Consider the following 19,397-nt stretch of genomic DNA (forward strand, 5'->3'; position numbering starts at 1 on the left):
TGTACCGGGGGCACAGTCGATGCTTTACAGCTTCGAGTTTGTGGGCACCAGACAGTCCCTGCTCCGTCACTGAACCTGTGCGCTATCGCTGTTTGACAAGAACAGGGATTGCAAGTCGCTCAAAAAATCAAAGCCTTTTTCGGTGGGCCAGACCCGGTGCAGGTCGCGGCCAATCAAGCCCAATTTTTCGGCTTCTTGCAACCCCGCCTGGATGCTGGTCATGGCCAGACCCGTGCGGTCCGCATAATCAGCCACAGCAAACCCACCGCGCAGGCGCAAGGCGTTGAGCATGAATTCAAACGGCAAGTCCTGGCGCGACACCTCGGTGCTTTGCGTGACGGGCTCGCCCTTCATGGCCTGCTGCATGTACAGCGCAGGCTCGCGGTAACGCACTTGGCGCATCACCCGGTGCGCAAAACTGAGCTTGCTGTGCGCGCCCGCGCCAATGCCCAAATAGTCACCAAACTGCCAATAGTTCAGGTTGTGAGCACACTGATGGCCCGGCTTGGCATAGGCCGACACTTCGTAACGATCCAAGCCCGCCAAGGCCGTCAACTCGGTGATGCGGTCCATCATCTCGTAGGCCAGATCTTCCTCGGGCAAAGCGGGCGGGAACTTGGCAAAGACCGTGTTGGGCTCGATGGTCAGGTGGTAGATCGAGATGTGCGGCGGCGCAAAAGCCAAAGCGGTCTGAATGTCTTGCGTGAGGCCCTCGATCGTTTGGCCAGGCAAGGCGTACATCAGGTCGAGGTTGAAGGTGTCAAACACCTGCGCCGCTTCGGTCACGGCAGCCAGCGCTTGGTCGCGGTCGTGCACACGGCCCAGGGCTTTGAGGTGCGCATTGTCAAAACTCTGCACGCCAATCGACAAGCGGGTGATGCCGGCTTGGTGAAACGCCTTGAAACGGTCCTTCTCAAAGGTGCCAGGGTTGGCTTCCATGGTGATTTCGGCTTGGGGTGCCAGGCGCACGCGGGCTCGAATCCCCGAAATCAAACGGTCAATCGCCTCAGGCGAAAACAAGCTGGGCGTGCCGCCGCCCAAAAACACCGTCTGGATGCTGCGACCCCAAATCAGCGGCAAGCTCGCTTCCAGGTCGGCCAACAGCGCGTGGATGTAGGCATCTTGTGTCGACACCGGATCTGCACCCTCACGGAACTCGTGCGAGTTGAAGTCGCAATACGGGCACTTCTTGATGCACCAAGGCAGGTGCACGTACAGAGCAAGCGGCGGCAAGGCGTTCAGTTGCAGCACGCCGGGGCGCATGGCGTGCACAGGGTCCATCATCTGGTTCATGGTGCAGCGCTGTCCAACCAGCGTTCACGCATCAACGTCAGCATGGCTTGCGCAGCGCGGCCCCGGTGGCTGTGGGCGTTTTTCACCTCGGGGGGCAACTCGGCAAAGGTCTTGCCAAATTCGGGCAAGTACATCACCGGATCAAAGCCAAAACCATTGCTGCCCCGGCGTTCGGGCGTGATCTGCACCACCACCCGGCCCACGGCAATCAAAGGCTCCGGGTCGTCAGCGCTGCGCACGGCCACCAGGGTGCTGACCATGGCGGCGCGACGCTTTTCAGCAACTTGGATGCCCTGCATTTGCTCCAGCAAAGCGGTGACGTTGGTGTCATCGCCTTTGGGGTAGCCAAAGCGGGTGGCGTAGTAGGCGGTGTCCACGCCGGGCTGGCCACCAAAAGCATCGACACACAGGCCCGCGTCATCGGCCAGCGCGGGCATGCCGCTCAACTGTGCGGCATGGCGGGCTTTGGCCAGGGCGTTTTCAACGAATGTCTTGAATGGCTCTGCGGCCTCAGGAATGTTCAGCTCGGACTGGCGCACCAGCGTCATGTGGAGCGGCGCCAACAGGGTTTGCAGCTCGGCCAGTTTGCCCGCATTGTTGGAGGCGAGAACGATTTTCATGTGCGCCATCCCCAGTGGTTCAGGCGCTGAAAGTCAGGTTCTGAGGCTGGTCGTGCGCCTGCTTTTGCAACTGCACCAACTGCGCAATGCCGTTTTCGGCCAGCGCCAGCATGCGGTCCATCTCAACGCGGGTAAAAGCCACGCCTTCGGCCGTGCCCTGCACTTCCACAAAGTTGCCCGCGCCGGTCATGACCACGTTCATGTCGGTGTCGCAAGCCGAGTCTTCGGGATAGTCCAGGTCCAGCAAAGCGGTGCCGCTTTTCAGGCCTACCGAGATGGCCGCCACGCGGTCCAGGATGGGGGATTCGGTCAGTTTGCCGGTCGCGATCAACCAGTTCACGGCGTCTTGCGCCGCCACAAAAGCGCCCGTGATGCTGGCCGTGCGGGTGCCGCCATCGGCCTGCAGCACGTCGCAGTCCAGGTGGATGGTGCGTTCGCCCAGCTTTTTCAGGTCAAACACGGCCCGCAACGATCGGCCAATCAGACGCTGGATCTCTTGCGTGCGGCCGCTTTGCTTGCCGCGTGCGGCTTCGCGGTCGCCCCGGGTGTGGGTGGCGCGGGGCAGCATGCCGTATTCGGCCGTGACCCAGCCTTCGCCGCTGCCCTTTTTGTGGCCCGGCACTTTTTCTTCGACCGAAGCGGTGCACAGCACGCGGGTCTGGCCAAACTCGATCAGGACCGAGCCTTCGGCGTGGATGGTGTAGCCGCGGGTGATGCGAACAGCGCGCAAAGCGTCGGCAGCGCGGCCGGAACGAACAGAGGTGGATGTCATGGGTGAGTCTTTTGCGAGTGGTGTGATGCTGGCCTCGGCAAGAGGCATGGGCGAGTTTGCGATAATGCCGTGTTTCATGCTTTGCCAAGCCCTTCAAGGGCTTGGGTTCAGGCAATTGCCCCAAGCCGGTGTTCGGCCTGCGGCGCGAAGGAACCAGTTCAATGTCAGTTTACAGTATGACCGGCTACGCCAGCGTGCAGCACAGCCCGCTGCCCGCAGACGGCGAAGCCCCCGCCAGCGCGGCCTCCACCGCTCGCCTGGGGCTTGAAATCCGCTCGGTCAACAGCCGCTTCCTCGACCTGAGTTTTCGCTTGCCCGAAGAACTGCGCCAGCTCGAACCCGGCCTGCGCGAGCTGATCACGCGCCAGATCAAACGCGGCAAAGTCGAAGTGCGCGCCAGCCAAGACGGCGGAGATGGTGCCACCCTGCAAGCACCCAACCACCAAACCCTGCAAAAAATCGCGGCCTTGCAAGAAAAAATTCAAGATTGGTTGCCCAGTGCCCGTGGCCTGAGCGTGGCCGATGTGCTGCGCATGAGCGCTGGCAGTTCGGGCCAAGCCGCCCTTGACGAAGCCGCCTGGATGCAACTGGCCACCCAAGTGGTGGACGCCCTGCGCGAAGCCCGCGCCCGAGAGGGTGCGCGCCTGACCACGATGCTGCAAGGCCACATTGCACTGCTGCGCAGCCTGGCCGAACTGGCCGTGCCCCTGGTGCCCCAATTGGTGGAACAACAGCGCCAGCGCTTTTTGGAGCGCTGGAAAGACGCGATGGCTCTGGCCGATGGCAGCCACCTACCCGAAGCCGCGCAAGACCGGGCCCTCACCGAAGCCACCGCTTTTGCCATCCGCATCGACGTGGCCGAGGAGCTGACCCGCTTGCGCTCACACCTGGACGAACTCGGCCGCCTGCTCACCAAGGGCGGTGACATTGGCAAACGCCTGGACTTCTTGATTCAGGAGCTGCACCGCGAGGCCAACACCTTGGGCTCCAAATCGGCCGTGCTGGAGATGACGCGCATCTCGGTCGACATGAAGGTGCTGATCGAGCAAATGCGCGAACAAGTCCAGAACATCGAATAAAGAGCTTCCCTATGGATTACCCCGGAAACCTGTTTGTCGTGGCCGCCCCCAGCGGGGCTGGCAAATCCAGCCTGGTCAAGGCCTTGATGGAGCTGGATTCGCGCGTACACCCCACCGTCTCACACACCACCCGCGCCCCACGGGGCCAGGAAAAACATGGGCGCGAGTACTTTTTTGCTTCGGCACAAGAGTTTGACGCCATGGTGCTAGGCGACGCATTTGTCGAATGGGCCCATGTACACGGCCAGCGCTACGGGACCTCGAAAAAGATGATCGAGGAACGCATGGCGCAAGGTACAGACGTGATTTTGGAGATCGATTACCAGGGTGCCCTGCAGATCCAAAAGATGTACGCCAACGCGGTGCTGATTTTCATCTTGCCGCCGAGTTGGGAAGAATTGCACTCGCGCCTAGAGCGCCGGGGCGAGGACTCGCCGGAGATCATCGAGCTGCGCTTGCAAAACGCTGCAGTTGAAATGGCACAGGCCCGGGAATTCGACTTCGTTATAATCAATGAAGTATTTGACCGTGCCCTGTTTGACCTCAAAGCGATTGTTCATGCCCAGCGGCTCAAGTACCATGTGCAGCGCCGCGCCCGGCCTGACACCTTCCAAGCGCTCAAAATCGGCTGAATTCCGTTCAGCATATCTCAAGGAAAACCATCATGGCTCGCATCACTGTTGAAGACTGCCTGGAACAAATTCCGAACCGCTTTCAGCTGGTTTTGGTCGCCACTTACCGTGCTCGCATGCTGAGCCAGGGCCACACCCCTCGCATTGAGAGCAAAAACAAACCCGGTGTCACTGCACTGCGAGAGATTGCTGCAGGCAAAGTCGGAATCGAGATGCTCAAACGCGTGACTTGAATTTGAACCGCTGAGAGGGTCTGGCCCGAACCAGATGCCCAACCTCACCACAAAACGCCCCAGTGATGGGGCTTTTTTTTGGATTTTTTCAAGCCCGCCAAAGCTTACGTTACATTGATGCCATGAGCGCCGTCCTCCCGAAAACTCCCAAAGCAGGCTCCAGTCGCCCCAAAGCGCCGGACCCGGCGGCTGCCAATGCGGCCGCCGCCAGCTTTGCTGTGCTGGAGGCGCAACTGGGATACCTGAGCGAATCAGACACCGACATGGTGCGCCGCGCCTACAAATATGCCGACGAAGCCCACCTGGGCCAGATGCGCAAAAGTGGCGAGCCCTATATCACTCACCCCATCGCAGTGGCTGGTTTGTGCGCCGAATGGAGGCTCGATGCTCAGGCTCTGGCCGCCGCGCTGCTGCACGACGCCATGGAAGACTGTGGCGTCACCAAAATGGCGTTGATCGAGCGCTTTGGTTCGCCCGTAGCCGAGTTGGTGGATGGCTTGACCAAACTTGAAAGGCTCGAATTCAACACCCGTGAAGAAAATCAGGCCGAATCTTTTCGCAAAATGCTCCTGGCCATGGCACGCGATGTGCGTGTCATTCTGATCAAGCTGGCCGACCGAACCCACAACATGCGCACCATGTCCGATATGCCGCGCAGCAAATGGGGGCGCATTGCATCCGAGACACTGGAAATTTATGCACCGATTGCACACCGTTTGGGTCTGAACCAGATCTACCGCGAACTGCAAGACCTGTCGTTCAAACACCTGCTGCCCTGGCGCTATGCCGTGCTCTCCAAAGCCGTATCACGCGCACGCAACCGTCGACGCGACTTGATTCAAAAAGTTCAAGCAGACGTAGAGGATTTTTTTGCGCAGGCTCACATGGAAGTGCGCGTCAGTGGTCGCGAAAAAACGCTTTACTCCATCTACAAAAAGATGGATGAAAAGCACCTGAGCTTTGCACAGGTGACTGACATTTACGGTTTTCGTTTGATCGTGCCCTCTGTCATCGACTGCTACACCGCTTTGGGTTTATTGCACCAAATCTACAAACCCGTGCCTGGCAAGTTCAAGGACCACATCGCGATTGCCAAAGTCAACGGCTACCAATCGCTGCACACCACTTTGGTAGGCCCTTCCGGCGTGAACGTCGAGTTCCAGATGCGCACCGAGCCCATGCACTTGGTGGCTGAGTCGGGCGTGGCGGCGCACTGGCTTTACAAAGAACATGAGTCGGCCAGCGCTCAATCCGAACGCCTGGGTACACAATGGCTTCAGTCACTGCTCGACATCCAGACCGAAACCCGCGACGCTGCTGAATTTTGGGATCATGTCAAGGTCGACCTGTTTCCAGACGCAGTCTATGTGTTCACGCCCAAGAGCCAGATCATGGCCTTGCCGCGCGGAGCCACTGTAGTGGACTTTGCTTACGCCATCCACAGCCGTATCGGCGATCACGCCATGGCTGCACGCATCAACGGCGACCAGGCTCCCTTACGCACCGAGCTGAAAAACGGCGATGTGGTCGAAGTCATCACCGCCCCTGTATCGGCCCCCAACCCTGCCTGGCTGGGTTTCGTGCGCACCGGACGAGCTCGTTCCAAAATTCGACACCACCTCAAGAACATGGCGCAAACCGAGTCGGTGAACTTGGGCGAAAAGTTGCTTTCGCAAGCGATGCGCGCTGAGGGAATCCAGCAACTACCCGCCAACGATGACGCCCACCATGCGCTCTGGGAAAAACTGCTGCGCTTCACTGGCAACCGCAGCCTTCAAGACTTGCTGATGGACATCGGTTTGGGAAAACGGATTGCCAACATCGTGGCCAAACGTCTCACTGCCTTGCTATCGGAAATGGGCCAAAAACCTGATGCTTTGTTGCTCACGCGTGAGCGATTCACCGCCGATGAATCCATATCACAAGGGGCGATCATCCTGGATGGAAGTGAAAACGCATCGGTGGTCTTTTCTCGTTGCTGTCGCCCTCTGCCTGGTGACGACATCGTGGGCTATTTAGGTCGTGGCGAAGGCCTGGCCGTGCACACCAGGGACTGCGCGACTGCCCGCAAGCTCGAACACAAAGACAGCGAGCGCTTCATTGGTGTGGAATGGTCTGATGAGTTGACGCGAAGCTTTGAAACCGCCATCAATGTCACCGTGGTGAACGGTAAGGGAGTACTGGCCCGCGTCGCTGGTGCCATGGCCAGCGCTGAGACCGACATCGTCCACGTGGACATGGGGCAAGAAACACCTCAGGACACGGCTGAATTGAAGTTTGTGATCGCAGTGCATGACACTGCCCATCTGGAACAAGTGTTGCGTCACCTCAAACGCACACCTTCGGTCATCAAGGCAGAGCGGCAAACCCACAAAGGTAACTTGGCCCATTGACCAGGTGGCTCAAGCCGGGCTGGGGTAGGACACTTTCAAAACCTCAATGCGCAGCACGCCTGCTGGGGTGAGCAATTTGAGCTCGTCGCCTTCTCTTGATTTGAGCAAGGTGCGGGCGATCGGCGACACCCAACTGACCTGGCCACACAAGCTGTCGGCCTCGTCGATGCCCAAGATGGTCACCCTGCGCTCGGTGCCCGATGCTTCGACATACGTGACCGTGGCGCCAAAAAACACTTGGTCGCTGCCGTGGTGTACCGCAGGATCAACGACTTCGGCCAGCTCGAGTCGCCGGGTTAAGAAACGGATGCGGCGGTCGATTTCACGCAGTCGTTTTTTGCCATAAAGGTAGTCACCGTTTTCGGAGCGGTCGCCGTTGCTGGCGGCCCAGTGCACGACTTCCACCACCTTGGGGCGCTCGTCATCGATCAAGGCAAACAACTCGGCTCTCATGGCCGCATAGCCCTGACGGGTCATGTAATTGCGCGCACCCGCAGGCAAGGCGGGCAAGCCCAATTCTTCGTCGTCAGATTCTGGGGGTGTGGTTTGGCTCATGGTCATTGACCCAATCGGCATAGGGGGCCTCCGGTAGGAGGCACCCCTGCCACACCACCCGGCATGCGGGTCCGCACCGGGCGGTTCGAGAGCTTGAGGTTCATGGGCAGGTCCTGAGGGTGTACGGCATTTTGTGTAAACGGGGCTGAGATCAGTCATTGGGCATCCTGCCTTCGAACTGAATGGTAAACCGGGTCAATGCGGCTTTCCAATCTCTGAGCGGCATCGTCCACTTCTTGCTGATGTTGTTCAGCGCCAGGTAGAACAATTTCAGCAATGCCTCATCGCTGGGGAACGAGCCCCGGCTCTTGGTCACCTTGCGCAGACTCATGTTCACCGACTCGATGGCGTTGGTCGTGTAAATGATCCGCCGAATCTCTGGAGGATATTCAAAGAACGGCACGATCCGCTCCCAGTTGCTGCACCACGATTTCTCAATGGTCGGGTAGTCAGCGCCCCATTTTTCTTCGAATTCCTGCAGCCGCAGCACGGCATCATCCGCAGTTGCGCTGCTGTAGATGGTCTTCAGGTCTGCGGCCACCACTTTGCGCATCTTCCAGCTCACATAGTTCAGGCTGTGGCGCACCATGTGCACCAGACACAGCTGCACCGCCGTTTGCGGATATACAGCCTCTATTGCCTCGGGAAAGCCCTTCAAACCATCCACGCAGGCGATGAAGATGTCAGCCACGCCCCGGTTCTTGAGCTCCGTGACCACCTGCAGCCAGAACTTGGCCCCTTCGGTCTGGGCAATCCACAGCCCCAGAATTTCCTTCTCGCCCGCCATGTTGATGCCCAAGGCCAGATATACGGCCTTGTTGCGCACCACGCCTGAGTCACGGGTTTTGACGTGGATGCAGTCCAGGTAAACGATCGGGTACAGCGCATCCAGTGGACGCGCCTGCCAAGCCTTGACCTCGTCCATGACGGCATCCGTAACCGATGAGATCAGCGTGGGCGACACCTCGGTGCCATACATTTCCTGGAGATGCCCCTGAATCTCACGTACCGTCATGCCTCGGGCATACAGGGACAAAATCTTGTCATCAAAACCCGTCCAGCGCGTCTGGTGCTTGGGCACGATCTGCGGCTCAAAGCTGGCGTGGCGATCACGGGGGATATCAATGGGCAGCTCGCCAAAGTCGCCTTTGAGGGTCTTTTTGCTTTTGCCGTTGCGGGCATTGCCAGCGGCGTTGGCCACGCTGGCATTCTTGGTGTGACCCAAGTGCTCGGTCATCTCGGCTTCCAAAGCGCGCCCCACAAGGCGCTTGGTCAGCTGCTTGAGCAGGCCGTTCTCGCCGATGAGGTCTTCAGGTTTTTTATAGCCAGCGAGCAGCTGGTCGATCAATTCGTTGCTGACGGTCATGGTTCATCTTTCTGGATGTTCGGCAGTTTCCTGCCATTTGACCGTTTACACAAAATTTAGGACACCCTCACTGTTGACCGCAAAGACGGAGGAAAAGAACTGCGACGGTCGTTTGCCCGTGACGTATTGCCTATTGCTGGCGATCTAAAGTTGAGCAGCGTTCAACCTGAACATATCGAAAAAATGTTGCGCGATGTTGTTAAACGGGGTTCTTACCGCGCATCGGTCACGCTGTTCGCTGACCTGAAGCAAATGTTTCGGTGGGCGGCGCGCAAACGTGCCTGGAAGAACTTGATTGAAAACCCCACCGAAGAAATTAACCTGAAGGAAGACAAGATACTTCCCAAAGAATACGAGGGAGCAGAAAGAAACCGTGCTCTTAACGAGCACGAAATCCGCGAACTTGCTCGAAAACTTCCAGCATCTGGCCTGATGCCGAAAACACAAATTGCCATGTGGTTGATGCTGTCATGCTGCTGTCGTATTGGCGAGGTCATACAAGCACGATGGGAACACGTCAACTTTGATGCTAGCGAATGGGTGATTCCAAAAGAACACTCTAAAAATCGCAAAGCTCACACCATTTATTTGTCGCCCTTTGCGCTTCAAAAATTCCAAGAACTCAAAGCGATTGCATCCAGCGAGAAGTGGTGTTTCCCTGACACTACCGGCACCACCCATGTCTGTATGAAGTCAACAACCAAGCAGGTCCGTGATCGTCAGATGGCTGCAATTGGTCGAAAGCCTATGAAAAATCGCAGCAAGAATTCAGATGCCCTACTTCTGGTCAACGGAGATTGGGTGCCACACGACTTGCGGCGAACGGGTGCGACCATCATGCAATCGCTGCATGTCGCCCCGGCCATCATTGAGCGTGTGCTGAACCATGTTGAACCCAGCAAGCTTGTGCGGACGTACCAGACATACGACTATGCTGAGGAAAAGCGGGATGCGTGGAACCGCTTGGGGAACAGGCTCGCAGAATTGGTTCCGCAAATCGCATAGGCAGAGCCGAGGCGCATCAGCGGCTCAGCCTGTTCCAGTCCTTGGCAAGCTCATAAACCTCTGGCATCCAGCTTTCCACGTTGCTGAATGTGATGACCATCCGGTTGTTGACGGGATCGGTGTTCCAGCCAATACGCTGACCACCCCAGCCAGAAGCCCAAGCAGTATTGGGTGCCATCGAGTTTTCAGTCCAAGTGAAAAATCCATATCCAGCAAATAATTTTCCCATTTTGCGGGTGCTGTGTGACAACATTCGACGTTACGGTAATGCCTCCCTTCAAGCCGTACCGATTCCGAAGGGGATTGGCGTTCGCTTGTGGCCGAATTCTCGTGACCGTGAAGTCCTCATTTACGATAAATTTCCAGTAGTGTCCCAACGTTTTCACATCAGGACTTCGTAAGTTAATGATTTACCTTGGTTTTTTGGCATTTCAGTCTGGTCTCGATTTGAACTTCGATTCCATGACTTATGGTCTTTTGCGTTCGCACGCAAAGGACCGCAATGAACCAAGGCAAGCTCGTTTTTTCTCAACTCATGGCGTTCTTGCCGCTGAGCACGTTTCGCCGCTGCGTTGCCAAGCACCGAGGCGATCACAAGGTTCAAGACTTCACCTGCTTGGACCAGTTCTTGGCCATGGCCTTTGCTCAGTTGACCTACCGCGAGTCTTTGCGCGACATCGAGATCAATTTGCGTGCCCAAGCCAAGCGGCTGTATCACATGGGTCTGCGCTGCAAGACAGTTTCTCGCAACACCTTGTCCAACGCCAATGCAACCCGGCCTTGGCAAATCTACGCCGACTTCGCGCAACACCTGATCGCCATGGCGCGCCCGTTGTATGCCAAAGAGCCGATGGCGATCGACTTGGATGCAACCGTCTACGCCTTCGATGCCACGACGATAGACCTGTGCTTGTCGGTTTATCCGTGGGCACCGTTTCGCGCGCACAAGGCGGCTATCAAACTGCACACCCTGTTGGACCTGCGCGGCTCCATCCCCACCTTCATTCACATCAGCGACGGCAAGACCCACGAGGTCAACACCTTGGACCTGCTGGACATCGAGCCTGGCGCCTATTACCTGCTCGATCGTGGGTACTTGGATTTCCAGCGACTGTTTGTGATTCATCAGGCCAACGCCTTCTTCGTCACCCGTGCCAAGTCCAATACCAAATTCAAGCGGCGCTACTCCAACCCCGTAGACCGGGCCAACTCGAACATCGTGTGCGATCAGACGGGTGTGCTGACCATCTTTTATTCCAGCCAACACTATCCCGCCACGCTGCGACGTGTGGTGGTCAAGGACGACACTGGCAAGCGCATCACATTTTTGACCAACAACTTCGCTCTCAAGCCCGAGTTGATTGCAGACCTGTATCGCCAGCGCTGGCAGGTCGAGTTGTTTTTCAAATGGATCAAGCAGCACCTGCGAATCAAGACGTTTTATGGCACCAACGAGAACGCGGTCAAGACGCAAATCTGGATCGCGGTCTGCACATACGTGCTGATCGCCATTGCCAAGAAACGCTTGCATCTGCCCAACAGTCTTCATGAAATCCTACAAATCTTGAGCTTGACCATGTTTGAAACAACCCCAATAAATCAACTACTTACACCAACCGAGCCTGACAAACATTCGGAATTTGAGCCTCAACAGCTCTCTCTCCTCTGAAAAACGTTGGGACACTACTGATAAATTTCATTACTTTATGGATGGCCTTGCAAAGCACAAAATCAAGCTTTTAGGCCATATGCCAATGAGCTTTGGGCGCTTTGGAACGAGCCTTGAATTTGGCCGAATGATGGACGAAGTGCTGGCTCAGGGTATCCGCATCGAAGCACGCTGTGGCCGTATGTTGAACAATCCTAAGAACCCACTCAATAGGGGCACGCGTTGGATGCCTGAAACGGCACGCGAACTACACCGCAAAGTAGTTGAAAGTATCCCTCTTGCTGACTTGCCGCCAATTCATGTTCAGGAGCAGTTACTTGCGGCGGCAACTGCCAGCCACAAGATGCTGATTGCGCTGTGGCTCACGGGTCGGGATATGCGGCAGTTCTTCAACAGCGATGCCACCTACTTCCGACGGCGTAAAGCAATGATGAAGCAGTACGGTTTCGATATGTCCATACCCCCAATGCCGGAGTGCGGAATACGATGGGCAGACGTGATTGCACCCCATTCAATTATTGAAGTACCAGACTGGGCAAAAGAAAGCGGTTTTGTGTATAAGCTGGAACGGTGGAATGGCTGGCACAGCCCTACCCAAAACCACCGCGCTTGGCTTCGGCCTGAGCCTGAAATTCGCTTCGGCAAAGCGAGACAAGCAGCCGCTGTTTTGTGCTGAATCTCAGGCTCCAAAAGTGTTGCCACGCACTGTAACAAGTGCGGCAACATGGTTCACATTTTTTCGACTATTTCGGCTGCATTTTTTCGGTCTCGTGAAGGTTCATAAAGCTTGATGTGCAGTGCTACTGGTTGGCCTTGCGAACAGCCTCCTGCACCACTGGCAATACATCTTCATAGTTAAACCCGTTTTGCCCTTTCAGTGGTGGTAACGCAACTTGACGATTCAACCATTCGCGCAAGCTTTGGCCTTCACCTTGCCGCACCAGCGGGTCATGGCTGTTGCCCGGATACCGAAACTCCGTCAGGTTCTGCGGGTTGTCTTTGAATTTCTCTTGGAACCCCACCGCTGGACGGTCTTTCGTGCCACCTGCCCAAGGGTCTTCGTCTTCAATGGATGACCACATTGGAAGCCGTGAGTCCCACTGCCAGATGTGTTCATATTGACGATTGACGCTTTGCTTATGGCAGATGCCACCCTTGACCTGTTGATCGTCCCGGTTCCAGTGATAGGTAGTGCGGCAACCCTCACTGTGACCGCTCAGAAAGATGGGCAATGGAGTCAGCGTCTTTACCCATCGAATCACTTCCTCAATGTCATCACCACGCGCATCGAGCCTGGCTGGGTTGATGGCGGTGTAAATGCCTTCACGTACACGCTCACCGGCACGTCGAAGCATTTCTTCTGATGAACCACCGGGGCAGCCCATCTTGTTGCCTTCTCGTGTCACAAACTCTGGTGTGATGACCGCAAAACCTTCGCGGTAGTAGAACTGCGCCACCGTCGTTTCCCAACCCCACATGCCACCACAACCATGGTTATGGATGACGACACCACGCACACCGGGTTGGCGCGCAACCAAGGCTGCGAATTTCTCTCGATAAACAGACCCAAACAACGGTAGGTAAAACACGCTGCGAGTAAGCGCCGTTCGGGTTTGGGCTTTGTCGTAAGCTGATGCTTGGCGAGATTGCTGGGCCGTGGCGGTGCCGATAGCGAACACCACTGACAAAGTAGCGCCAAGGAGTGTGGAAACTCTCATGTCAATTTTCCTTCACAAAAGCTAGCACCTCTTTGACCGCTTGGTCACGGGCGCTAGAGTTTGCCGCTGCCGTAAAGCCACGGCTATTGCAAGCACTGAAAGCCTTGTTCCATTCAGCAAAGCCATTGATGGCCGCACCTGTCTTGTAGTCTCGCGCCTCTCCAAGACCGCCACCCTTCACATCGGTCAGGAATACTTCGATTGAACAGTTTTTTGCTGTCACGCCCTGCGCGTGATAGGTTTGTTGGCTACTACCATCAAAGCCGTGGTGCGCACCGGGCAAGACCTTCCATTTGATGTTTGCACCAGCCCGATTCAACTCTGTGTAGTAGGCGACGCAAGCATCGGCGGGTGTGCCGTCATCCGCGCCACCCAAGAATGCGAGCATGGGGGCCTTGTTTGTGTTGCCACGATCAAACCGGAATCGTGTGTTGCAATTACCTTGGTACAACGGGATGTGACCAGCGAATTTCAGATCGTCGGTGATGACTGCCTTGCGCACCATGTCCCAATAGGTTTCAAACACCGCTGTTCCACCGCGTGAACCGCCCATGTGAAAAATGCGCTTTGCATCAATTTGCGGGTGAGTCGCCAACAGTTTCAGGCCGTACAGTGCATCGGCCACATCGGCCGTGACACTCACTTGGCCTTGATCATTCGTGGTGCTGCCAATTCCACGAGGCTTAAAACTGTCGATGATGAACACGGCAACGCCAGCATTGTTCAACTCTTTGGCCCACACGTCGTAGAGCTTGGCCGAAACGCCACCGCTGTCATGTGAGATCAGTACGGCGGGTACTTTTCCGTTGACGTTGCGTGGCATCAGCAAATCACCAGAGACCTTGACTGGCTTGGTGTTCTCCATCACCTTTCTGACAAACTGCCAGCGGTCAGGTGGCGTGATGGAATCGAATTCGACACGTCCTGACAGCGGCCCTTGCCATGAAGTGCCTGAGTTTGATGTTGTCGCCACGGATGTTGATTTCTGCGCCGCTGGTTTAATGGCAGCCACCTGTGACGGAGTGGAATTCCATCCCTTGGAAAGCTCGTAAACATCCGGCATCCAGCTTTCCACGTTGCTGAATGTGATGACCATCCGATTGTTGTTCGGGTCTGTATTCCAGCCAATGCGCTGACCACCCCAGCCAGAAGCCCAAGCCGTGTTCGGAACAATGCTGTTTTCTGTCCATGTGAAGTAGCCATAGCCACCAAACAGCTTGCCCATTTTGCGGGTACTGGGGTTACTTCCATTCGAAATCTGAGTGCTGATGGCCGCACGCACGTAGTCACCAAAGCAACCCGATTCCTTTGAACTGCGCTTGACCCACACGGCAAACCGCATCCAATCCTCTAAACGCATCCGCAGACCGCTGTCAGCCAGCCCGTTTTGTTGACGGTCTTGAACGTACAGACCCGGTTTGGCCGCACCCATTGGGTTTAAGATTTGTTCCTGAATCCATTGGCTCCACACCGTACCCGTGGCGCGACTGACCATTACACCCAGCAGAATCGGATCGGTGCTCTTGTACGAGGTCACTTCGCCCGGTTTGTACTCAGAGAAAACGCCTCTTGCTGCTTTGGCAATTCGGTCCTCTGTCACCAGATTGACCAGATTCAGATTGCCGCGTCCCCACTCTTTGAACTGGTCGGGTGTCCAGACAGAACTGTCAGGGTTGGGGTCAGCCGCACCGGATGCCATGCGCAGCAAGTCGCGCACCGTGGCGTTGCCCAACGCTTTGCCGTTGAGTTCAGGCACAACCTCGCTGGCACGGGTGTCCAGCTTGAGCTTTCCCGCGCATATGGCTTGTCCCACCGCCATCGCCGTGACCGTCTTGCCCATGGAGAAGCCAAAGAAGACGGAATCAGCGTCCGCTGGCGCTTTTGTTTCTGAATACAGTACCGTGTCACCGTCCATCAATACAAACGCTTTGGCTGGCCGATTTGCCACCAATGCGCGTGCTTTAGCAATGATGGCTTGTTCTGATGCCGTGGGTGTGCGCTTTTGAAGCTGAACAGGCGTGGGACTCGGCTTGGTTTCGTACCACCATGGGTTGCCTTTCTTGACCAACAACCATTCATCTGGTGCAGCAGCATTGCCGTCAGTGAGGGGGTTGTTTTGCGCGGCTACGTTAATGGATATTGCCAGCATCGTGAAGATCGTAGCCAGCCTGTTGAAGTGAGATTTCATAGCTTGTTCACAAGTTAGTTGGACTTTAGGAAGTTGATCGCGTCTTTGACGGATTCGGCTTGCACTTCACGGGCGTTGCCACCGCCACGGCTGCCGGGAACGGTGCCCCGATCTGCACAGGCGTTTACGCTGTCTGTGAGGTCTTGGAACGTCTTGATCGAGGGTGTACGGCATTTTGTGTAAACGGGGCTGAGATCAGTCATTGGGCATCCTGCCTTCGAACTGAATGGTAAACCGGGTCAATGCGGCTTTCCAATCTCTGAGCGGCATCGTCCACTTCTTGCTGATGTTGTTCAGCGCCAGGTAGAACAATTTCAGCAATGCCTCATCGCTGGGGAACGAGCCCCGGCTCTTGGTCACCTTGCGCAGACTCATGTTCACCGACTCGATGGCGTTGGTCGTGTAAATGATCCGCCGAATCTCTGGAGGATATTCAAAGAACGGCACGATCCGCTCCCAGTTGCTGCACCACGATTTCACAATGGTCGGGTAGTCAGCGCCCCATTTTTCTTCGAATTCCTGCAGCCGCAGCACGGCATCATCCGCAGTTGCGCTGCTGTAGATGGTCTTCAGGTCTGCGGCCACCACTTTGCGCATCTTCCAGCTCACATAGTTCAGGCTGTGGCGCACCATGTGCACCAGACACAGCTGCACCGCCGTTTGCGGATATACAGCCTCTATTGCCTCGGGAAAGCCCTTCAAGCCATCCATGCAGGCGATGAAGATGTCAGCCACGCCCCGGTTCTTGAGCTCCGTGACCACCTGCAGCCAGAACTTGGCCCCTTCGGTCTGGGCAATCCACAGCCCCAGGATTTCCTTCTCGCCCGCCATGTTGATGCCCAAGGCCAGATATACGGCCTTGTTGCGCACCACGCCTGAGTCACGGGTTTTGACGTGGATGCAGTCCAGGTAAACGATCGGGTACAGCGCATCCAGTGGACGCGCCTGCCAAGCCTTGACCTCGTCCATGACGGCATCCGTAACCGATGAGATCAGCGTGGGCGACACCTCGGTGCCATACATTTCCTGGAGATGCCCCTGAATCTCACGTACCGTCATGCCTCGGGCATACAGGGACAAAATCTTGTCATCAAAACCCGTCCAGCGCGTCTGGTGCTTGGGCACGATCTGCGGCTCAAAGCTGGCGTGGCGATCACGGGGGATATCAATGGGCAGCTCGCCAAAGTCGCCTTTGAGGGTCTTTTTGCTTTTGCCGTTGCGGGCATTGCCAGCGGCGTTGGCCACGCTGGCATTCTTGGTGTGACCCAAGTGCTCGGTCATCTCGGCTTCCAAAGCGCGCTCCACAAGGCGCTTGGTCAGCTGCTTGAGCAGGCCGTTCTCGCCGATGAGGTCTTCAGGTTTTTTATAGCCAGCGAGCAGCTGGTCGATCAATTCGTTGCTGACGGTCATGGTTCATCTTTCTGGATGTTCGGCAGTTTCCTGCCATTTGACCGTTTACACAAAATTTAGGACACCCTCCCTCGGGGCCGTCCGACTTCATCACTCCCCGCGACAAGTCCAGTTCAAACTTGGCGGCGAAGTCTTCAAAGTTGGGCAGGTGCTCGGGCTTCTTGGTCGTCATGCGGCGTTGGCTTCTCTTTCGTTCATAGGCTTCGTTGAACTGTAAGGCCAAAACGCGGGCAATTTCGGGGGACTTGGTACGCAGGCTGTGCGATGCCTCGCGGCGCTTGCCCGCCTCGTCTGTCCAGACTACGCGCAGGCAGTACACGCCCATGCGGTTGACCTTCAGGCGGGGGACTCGGATCATGTGGGACACCCAGGTGGGACACCGACAAGACCCAGAAATGAAAAAAGACCGTTGACGAATCAACGATCTTTTCCATTTTGGTGCGGCTGGCAGGAATCGAACCCACGACCCCTTGGTTCGTAGCCAAGTACTCTATCCAGCTGAGCTACAGCCGCATCATGGAATAAATTATAGCAAGCTTTTATGGGCAACTTTGGATGCGACCGCAATTCAATGACAAGACGTACCACCTCGCTGGGCTTGACCTCGCACAAGGGATATTCTCGCTGCTTGATCACCGGCACAAACCCTGTTGGAGGTTGAAAATCATTCAAACAAGTACTGCCCATGGTTCGATGGTAGATCCCCTGGCCTTTTGATCGGTCACTCGACACTCAGCGAACGACTGATGGGCTGCTCTGTCGTTTTGGCCCGAGACGGTGCAGTGGGTGCGGTGGATCCATGGGGGGTGGGCGCTTTGGTGGCCTGCAACGCGGTAGGCGATGTGATGGACCCCGCTACGGGCCAGGTGCTGGCCGGTGCCCGCACGGTCGATGGGCTGCGCCTGCTGGACACTCAACGCGCCTTGATGGCGGACGGGCGCGACCATCGCCTCCTGTCGGGTATCAACACCACCATTGGCGTGGTGGCCACCAATGCCAGCCTGACCAAGCCCCAAGCCAAGCGCCTGGCCATGAGCGCCCACGACGACCTGGCCCGCAGCGTCCGACCCACACACACCACGCTGGACGGAGACGCCTTGTTTGCCTTGCCCACCGGCACAGAAAACGGCACACCAGACCTGATGTTGCTGACAGTCACGGGCGCCGAAGCCACGGCGCTGGCCACGGTCGATGCGATTCGGCAGGCGCAGGGCATCACCATCCAAACAGGGCTTGTTCCTGCGGCCATGAACAGGATAGCCTGAACCCAGAGACGACAAAGCCCACTCGGTGCAAAGTGGGCTGAGATGTGGATTGAAATGGTAGGGCGTGACAGACTTGAACTGTCGACCAAAGGATTATGAGTCCTCTGCTCTAACCAACTGAGCTAACGCCCCCACCGAAGCTGTGATTGTAGTGGGCGGCAGCGGCCTATTTGGACTGGCTCAGCGCGTTGCTGACCAAGCGCGAGGTGATGTTGACGATCTGGATCATGCGGTCATAGGGCATGCGGGTCGGGCCGATCACGCCCAAGGTGCCCACAATCTGGCCGTCGACCTCGTAGGGCGAGCTGACCACCGACAGTTCCTGCATGGGCACGATCTGGCTTTCGCCGCCAATGTAAATGCGCACGCCTTCGGCCTGGCTGGACACGTCCAGCAAACGCATGAGGTGGGTTTTTTGCTCAAACAGCTCAAACGCACGTCGCAAGTGGCCCATGTCGCTGGAAAAATCGCTGACCGACAACAAATTGCGCTCGCCCGCGATCACCACCTCGTTCTGTTCATCTGCCAGCGCCTCGGTGCTGACCTGCACAGCCGCTTGCATGAGGGTGGCGATTTCGCTTTGCAAGCTGACCAGTTCTTGCTGGACCCGACTGCGCACCTGCTCGATGGCCATGCCTGCGTAATGGGTGTTCAAAAAATTCGAAGTTTCGATCAGCTGGCTTTGCGAGTAATCGGTCTCGGTGAACAAAATACGGTTTTGTACATCACCTTCGGGCGAGACGATGATGACCAACAAACGCCGCTCGGACAATCGCAAAAACTCGATGTGCCGGAACACCGACGGCTTGCGCGGCGTCATGACCACACCCACAAAATGCGACAGGCTGGACAGCAAGTGGGCCGCACTGGCAATCACTTTTTGCGGCTGGTCGGGTGTGAGGGCCGGGGTTTCGATGCCGTCGCGCTGCACCGTGAGCATGGTGTCCACAAACAAGCGGTACCCCCGACTGGTCGGGATGCGCCCGGCCGAGGTGTGGGGGCTGGCGATCAGGCCCAACTCTTCCAGGTCGGACATCACGTTACGGATGGTGGCGGGTGACAAATCCAGGCCCGAGGCTTTGGAGAGCGTGCGCGAGCCCACAGGCTGGCCGTCCGCGATGTAGCGTTCCACCAGCGCTTTGAGCAATAACTTGGCACGTTCATCTAGCATTTGGTCATTTTAATGATGTAATTTGCGA

Annotated in this window: 20 protein-coding genes and 2 tRNA genes; 8 read left to right on the plus strand and 14 right to left on the minus strand. The window is 56.7% G+C overall.

Annotation, left to right across the window (positions count from 1 at the left end; all coding sequences use genetic code 11):
- Positions 1–66: 66 nt before the first annotated feature.
- From hemW to rph, 3 genes are read right to left on the minus strand one after another with little or no spacing between them, the layout of a single operon-like run.
- Entirely contained in the window at positions 67–1,284 is a 1,218-nt protein-coding gene (gene hemW, locus HEQ17_RS01170; RefSeq protein WP_296291189.1) for a radical SAM family heme chaperone HemW, read from the minus strand.
- Positions 1,285–1,289: 5 nt separating this feature from the next.
- A complete protein-coding gene (locus HEQ17_RS01175; RefSeq protein WP_296290879.1) occupies positions 1,290–1,913 on the minus strand; it encodes a non-canonical purine NTP pyrophosphatase in 624 nt (207 codons plus the stop codon).
- A 19-nt stretch (positions 1,914–1,932) separates the two neighbouring features.
- Complete coding sequence (gene rph, locus HEQ17_RS01180; RefSeq protein WP_296290880.1) at positions 1,933–2,685, minus strand: ribonuclease PH; 753 nt, start codon at positions 2,683–2,685, stop codon at positions 1,933–1,935.
- A gap of 176 nt (positions 2,686–2,861) precedes the next feature.
- Between rph and HEQ17_RS01185 the strand changes: the two genes are divergently transcribed.
- From HEQ17_RS01185 to HEQ17_RS01200, 4 genes are all read left to right on the plus strand, one after another.
- Complete coding sequence (locus HEQ17_RS01185) at positions 2,862–3,764, plus strand: YicC/YloC family endoribonuclease (RefSeq protein WP_296291190.1); 903 nt, start codon at positions 2,862–2,864, stop codon at positions 3,762–3,764.
- A gap of 11 nt (positions 3,765–3,775) precedes the next feature.
- A complete protein-coding gene (gmk, locus tag HEQ17_RS01190) occupies positions 3,776–4,396 on the plus strand; it encodes a guanylate kinase (protein ID WP_296290881.1) in 621 nt (206 codons plus the stop codon).
- A gap of 32 nt (positions 4,397–4,428) precedes the next feature.
- Positions 4,429–4,629 carry a DNA-directed RNA polymerase subunit omega gene (rpoZ, locus tag HEQ17_RS01195; RefSeq protein WP_296290882.1) on the plus strand — a complete coding sequence of 67 codons (201 nt, stop codon included), beginning with the start codon at positions 4,429–4,431 and terminating at the stop codon, positions 4,627–4,629.
- Positions 4,630–4,751: 122 nt separating this feature from the next.
- Entirely contained in the window at positions 4,752–7,022 is a 2,271-nt protein-coding gene (locus HEQ17_RS01200) for a bifunctional (p)ppGpp synthetase/guanosine-3',5'-bis(diphosphate) 3'-pyrophosphohydrolase (RefSeq protein WP_296290883.1), read from the plus strand.
- Positions 7,023–7,031: 9 nt separating this feature from the next.
- Here the strand turns inward: HEQ17_RS01200 and greB are convergent, their stop codons facing one another.
- Both greB and HEQ17_RS01210 read right to left on the minus strand, forming a co-directional pair.
- Positions 7,032–7,583, minus strand: a complete 552-nt coding sequence (gene greB, locus HEQ17_RS01205; RefSeq protein WP_296291191.1) for a transcription elongation factor GreB — start codon at positions 7,581–7,583, stop codon at positions 7,032–7,034.
- A 145-nt stretch (positions 7,584–7,728) separates the two neighbouring features.
- The gene (locus HEQ17_RS01210) at positions 7,729–8,943 is read right to left on the minus strand and encodes an IS256 family transposase (RefSeq protein ID WP_296290884.1); all 1,215 of its coding nucleotides are present in this window, start codon (positions 8,941–8,943) and stop codon (positions 7,729–7,731) included.
- A 150-nt stretch (positions 8,944–9,093) separates the two neighbouring features.
- Between HEQ17_RS01210 and HEQ17_RS01215 the strand changes: the two genes are divergently transcribed.
- A complete protein-coding gene (locus HEQ17_RS01215) occupies positions 9,094–9,948 on the plus strand; it encodes a site-specific integrase (RefSeq protein WP_296290885.1) in 855 nt (284 codons plus the stop codon).
- 16 nt (positions 9,949–9,964) lie between these two features.
- On the opposite strand, the gene HEQ17_RS01220 is transcribed toward HEQ17_RS01215, so the two are convergent.
- A complete protein-coding gene (locus HEQ17_RS01220; RefSeq protein ID WP_296290886.1) occupies positions 9,965–10,177 on the minus strand; it encodes a hypothetical protein in 213 nt (70 codons plus the stop codon).
- Between the two features lie 273 nt (positions 10,178–10,450).
- Between HEQ17_RS01220 and HEQ17_RS01225 the strand changes: the two genes are divergently transcribed.
- Entirely contained in the window at positions 10,451–11,617 is a 1,167-nt protein-coding gene (locus HEQ17_RS01225) for an IS4 family transposase (RefSeq protein ID WP_296290887.1), read from the plus strand.
- Complete coding sequence (locus HEQ17_RS01230; protein WP_296290888.1) at positions 11,589–12,293, plus strand: hypothetical protein; 705 nt, start codon at positions 11,589–11,591, stop codon at positions 12,291–12,293. The genes HEQ17_RS01225 and HEQ17_RS01230 overlap by 29 nt, the downstream gene beginning before the upstream one ends.
- 124 nt (positions 12,294–12,417) lie before the next feature.
- Here HEQ17_RS01230 and HEQ17_RS01235 read toward each other — a convergent pair whose 3' ends face one another.
- From HEQ17_RS01235 to HEQ17_RS01260, 6 genes are all read right to left on the minus strand, one after another.
- Positions 12,418–13,335: a hypothetical protein gene (locus HEQ17_RS01235; protein WP_296290889.1), complete on the minus strand. Its 918-nt coding sequence runs from the start codon at positions 13,333–13,335 to the stop codon at positions 12,418–12,420.
- A gap of 1 nt (position 13,336) precedes the next feature.
- Entirely contained in the window at positions 13,337–15,523 is a 2,187-nt protein-coding gene (locus HEQ17_RS01240; protein ID WP_296290890.1) for a serine hydrolase, read from the minus strand.
- Between the two features lie 14 nt (positions 15,524–15,537).
- The gene (locus HEQ17_RS01245) at positions 15,538–15,726 is read right to left on the minus strand and encodes a hypothetical protein (protein ID WP_296290891.1); all 189 of its coding nucleotides are present in this window, start codon (positions 15,724–15,726) and stop codon (positions 15,538–15,540) included.
- On the minus strand, positions 15,719–16,933 hold the full coding sequence (locus tag HEQ17_RS01250; protein WP_296290892.1) for an IS256 family transposase: 1,215 nt from the start codon (positions 16,931–16,933) through the stop codon (positions 15,719–15,721). Before HEQ17_RS01250 ends, HEQ17_RS01245 begins: the two co-directional genes overlap by 8 nt.
- A complete protein-coding gene (locus HEQ17_RS01255) occupies positions 16,887–17,291 on the minus strand; it encodes a hypothetical protein (RefSeq protein ID WP_296290893.1) in 405 nt (134 codons plus the stop codon). The genes HEQ17_RS01250 and HEQ17_RS01255 overlap by 47 nt, the downstream gene beginning before the upstream one ends.
- Before the next feature lie 78 nt (positions 17,292–17,369).
- Positions 17,370–17,446 (minus strand) — tRNA-Arg (locus tag HEQ17_RS01260).
- Positions 17,447–17,679: 233 nt separating this feature from the next.
- Here HEQ17_RS01260 and HEQ17_RS01265 point away from each other — a divergent pair.
- Positions 17,680–18,198, plus strand: coding sequence for a P1 family peptidase (locus tag HEQ17_RS01265; RefSeq protein WP_296290894.1), 519 nt, complete (start codon positions 17,680–17,682; stop codon positions 18,196–18,198).
- Between the two features lie 55 nt (positions 18,199–18,253).
- Here the strand turns inward: HEQ17_RS01265 and HEQ17_RS01270 are convergent.
- Positions 18,254–18,330, minus strand: a tRNA-Ile gene (locus tag HEQ17_RS01270).
- A gap of 34 nt (positions 18,331–18,364) precedes the next feature.
- Complete coding sequence (gene hrcA, locus HEQ17_RS01275) at positions 18,365–19,369, minus strand: heat-inducible transcriptional repressor HrcA (protein WP_296290895.1); 1,005 nt, start codon at positions 19,367–19,369, stop codon at positions 18,365–18,367.
- Between the last annotated feature and the right edge of the window lie 28 nt (positions 19,370–19,397).

Source organism: Limnohabitans sp., from assembly GCF_023910625.1.
In the GTDB taxonomy this organism is placed as follows: domain Bacteria; phylum Pseudomonadota; class Gammaproteobacteria; order Burkholderiales; family Burkholderiaceae_C; genus Limnohabitans_A.

Bases quoted from the DNA above. Each gene is read 5' to 3' on its own strand.
- HEQ17_RS01175 (WP_296290879.1), bottom strand. From the start codon at position 1,913: ATGAAAATCGTTCTCGCCTCCAACAATGCGGGCAAACTGGCCGAGCTG.
- rpoZ (WP_296290882.1), top strand. From the start codon at position 4,429: ATGGCTCGCATCACTGTTGAAGACTGCCTGGAACAAATTCCGAACCGC.
- HEQ17_RS01255 (WP_296290893.1), bottom strand. From the start codon at position 17,291: ATGATCCGAGTCCCCCGCCTGAAGGTCAACCGCATGGGCGTGTACTGC.
- HEQ17_RS01265 (WP_296290894.1), top strand. From the start codon at position 17,680: ATGGGCTGCTCTGTCGTTTTGGCCCGAGACGGTGCAGTGGGTGCGGTG.
- HEQ17_RS01210 (WP_296290884.1), bottom strand. From the start codon at position 8,943: ATGACCGTCAGCAACGAATTGATCGACCAGCTGCTCGCTGGCTATAAA.
- HEQ17_RS01220 (WP_296290886.1), bottom strand. From the start codon at position 10,177: ATGGGAAAATTATTTGCTGGATATGGATTTTTCACTTGGACTGAAAAC.
- HEQ17_RS01235 (WP_296290889.1), bottom strand. From the start codon at position 13,335: ATGAGAGTTTCCACACTCCTTGGCGCTACTTTGTCAGTGGTGTTCGCT.
- hrcA (WP_296290895.1), bottom strand. From the start codon at position 19,369: ATGCTAGATGAACGTGCCAAGTTATTGCTCAAAGCGCTGGTGGAACGC.
- HEQ17_RS01240 (WP_296290890.1), bottom strand. From the start codon at position 15,523: ATGAAATCTCACTTCAACAGGCTGGCTACGATCTTCACGATGCTGGCA.
- hemW (WP_296291189.1), bottom strand. From the start codon at position 1,284: ATGATGGACCCTGTGCACGCCATGCGCCCCGGCGTGCTGCAACTGAAC.
- HEQ17_RS01225 (WP_296290887.1), top strand. From the start codon at position 10,451: ATGAACCAAGGCAAGCTCGTTTTTTCTCAACTCATGGCGTTCTTGCCG.
- greB (WP_296291191.1), bottom strand. From the start codon at position 7,583: ATGACCATGAGCCAAACCACACCCCCAGAATCTGACGACGAAGAATTG.
- rph (WP_296290880.1), bottom strand. From the start codon at position 2,685: ATGACATCCACCTCTGTTCGTTCCGGCCGCGCTGCCGACGCTTTGCGC.
- HEQ17_RS01250 (WP_296290892.1), bottom strand. From the start codon at position 16,933: ATGACCGTCAGCAACGAATTGATCGACCAGCTGCTCGCTGGCTATAAA.
- HEQ17_RS01200 (WP_296290883.1), top strand. From the start codon at position 4,752: ATGAGCGCCGTCCTCCCGAAAACTCCCAAAGCAGGCTCCAGTCGCCCC.
- HEQ17_RS01185 (WP_296291190.1), top strand. From the start codon at position 2,862: ATGACCGGCTACGCCAGCGTGCAGCACAGCCCGCTGCCCGCAGACGGC.
- gmk (WP_296290881.1), top strand. From the start codon at position 3,776: ATGGATTACCCCGGAAACCTGTTTGTCGTGGCCGCCCCCAGCGGGGCT.
- HEQ17_RS01245 (WP_296290891.1), bottom strand. From the start codon at position 15,726: ATGACTGATCTCAGCCCCGTTTACACAAAATGCCGTACACCCTCGATC.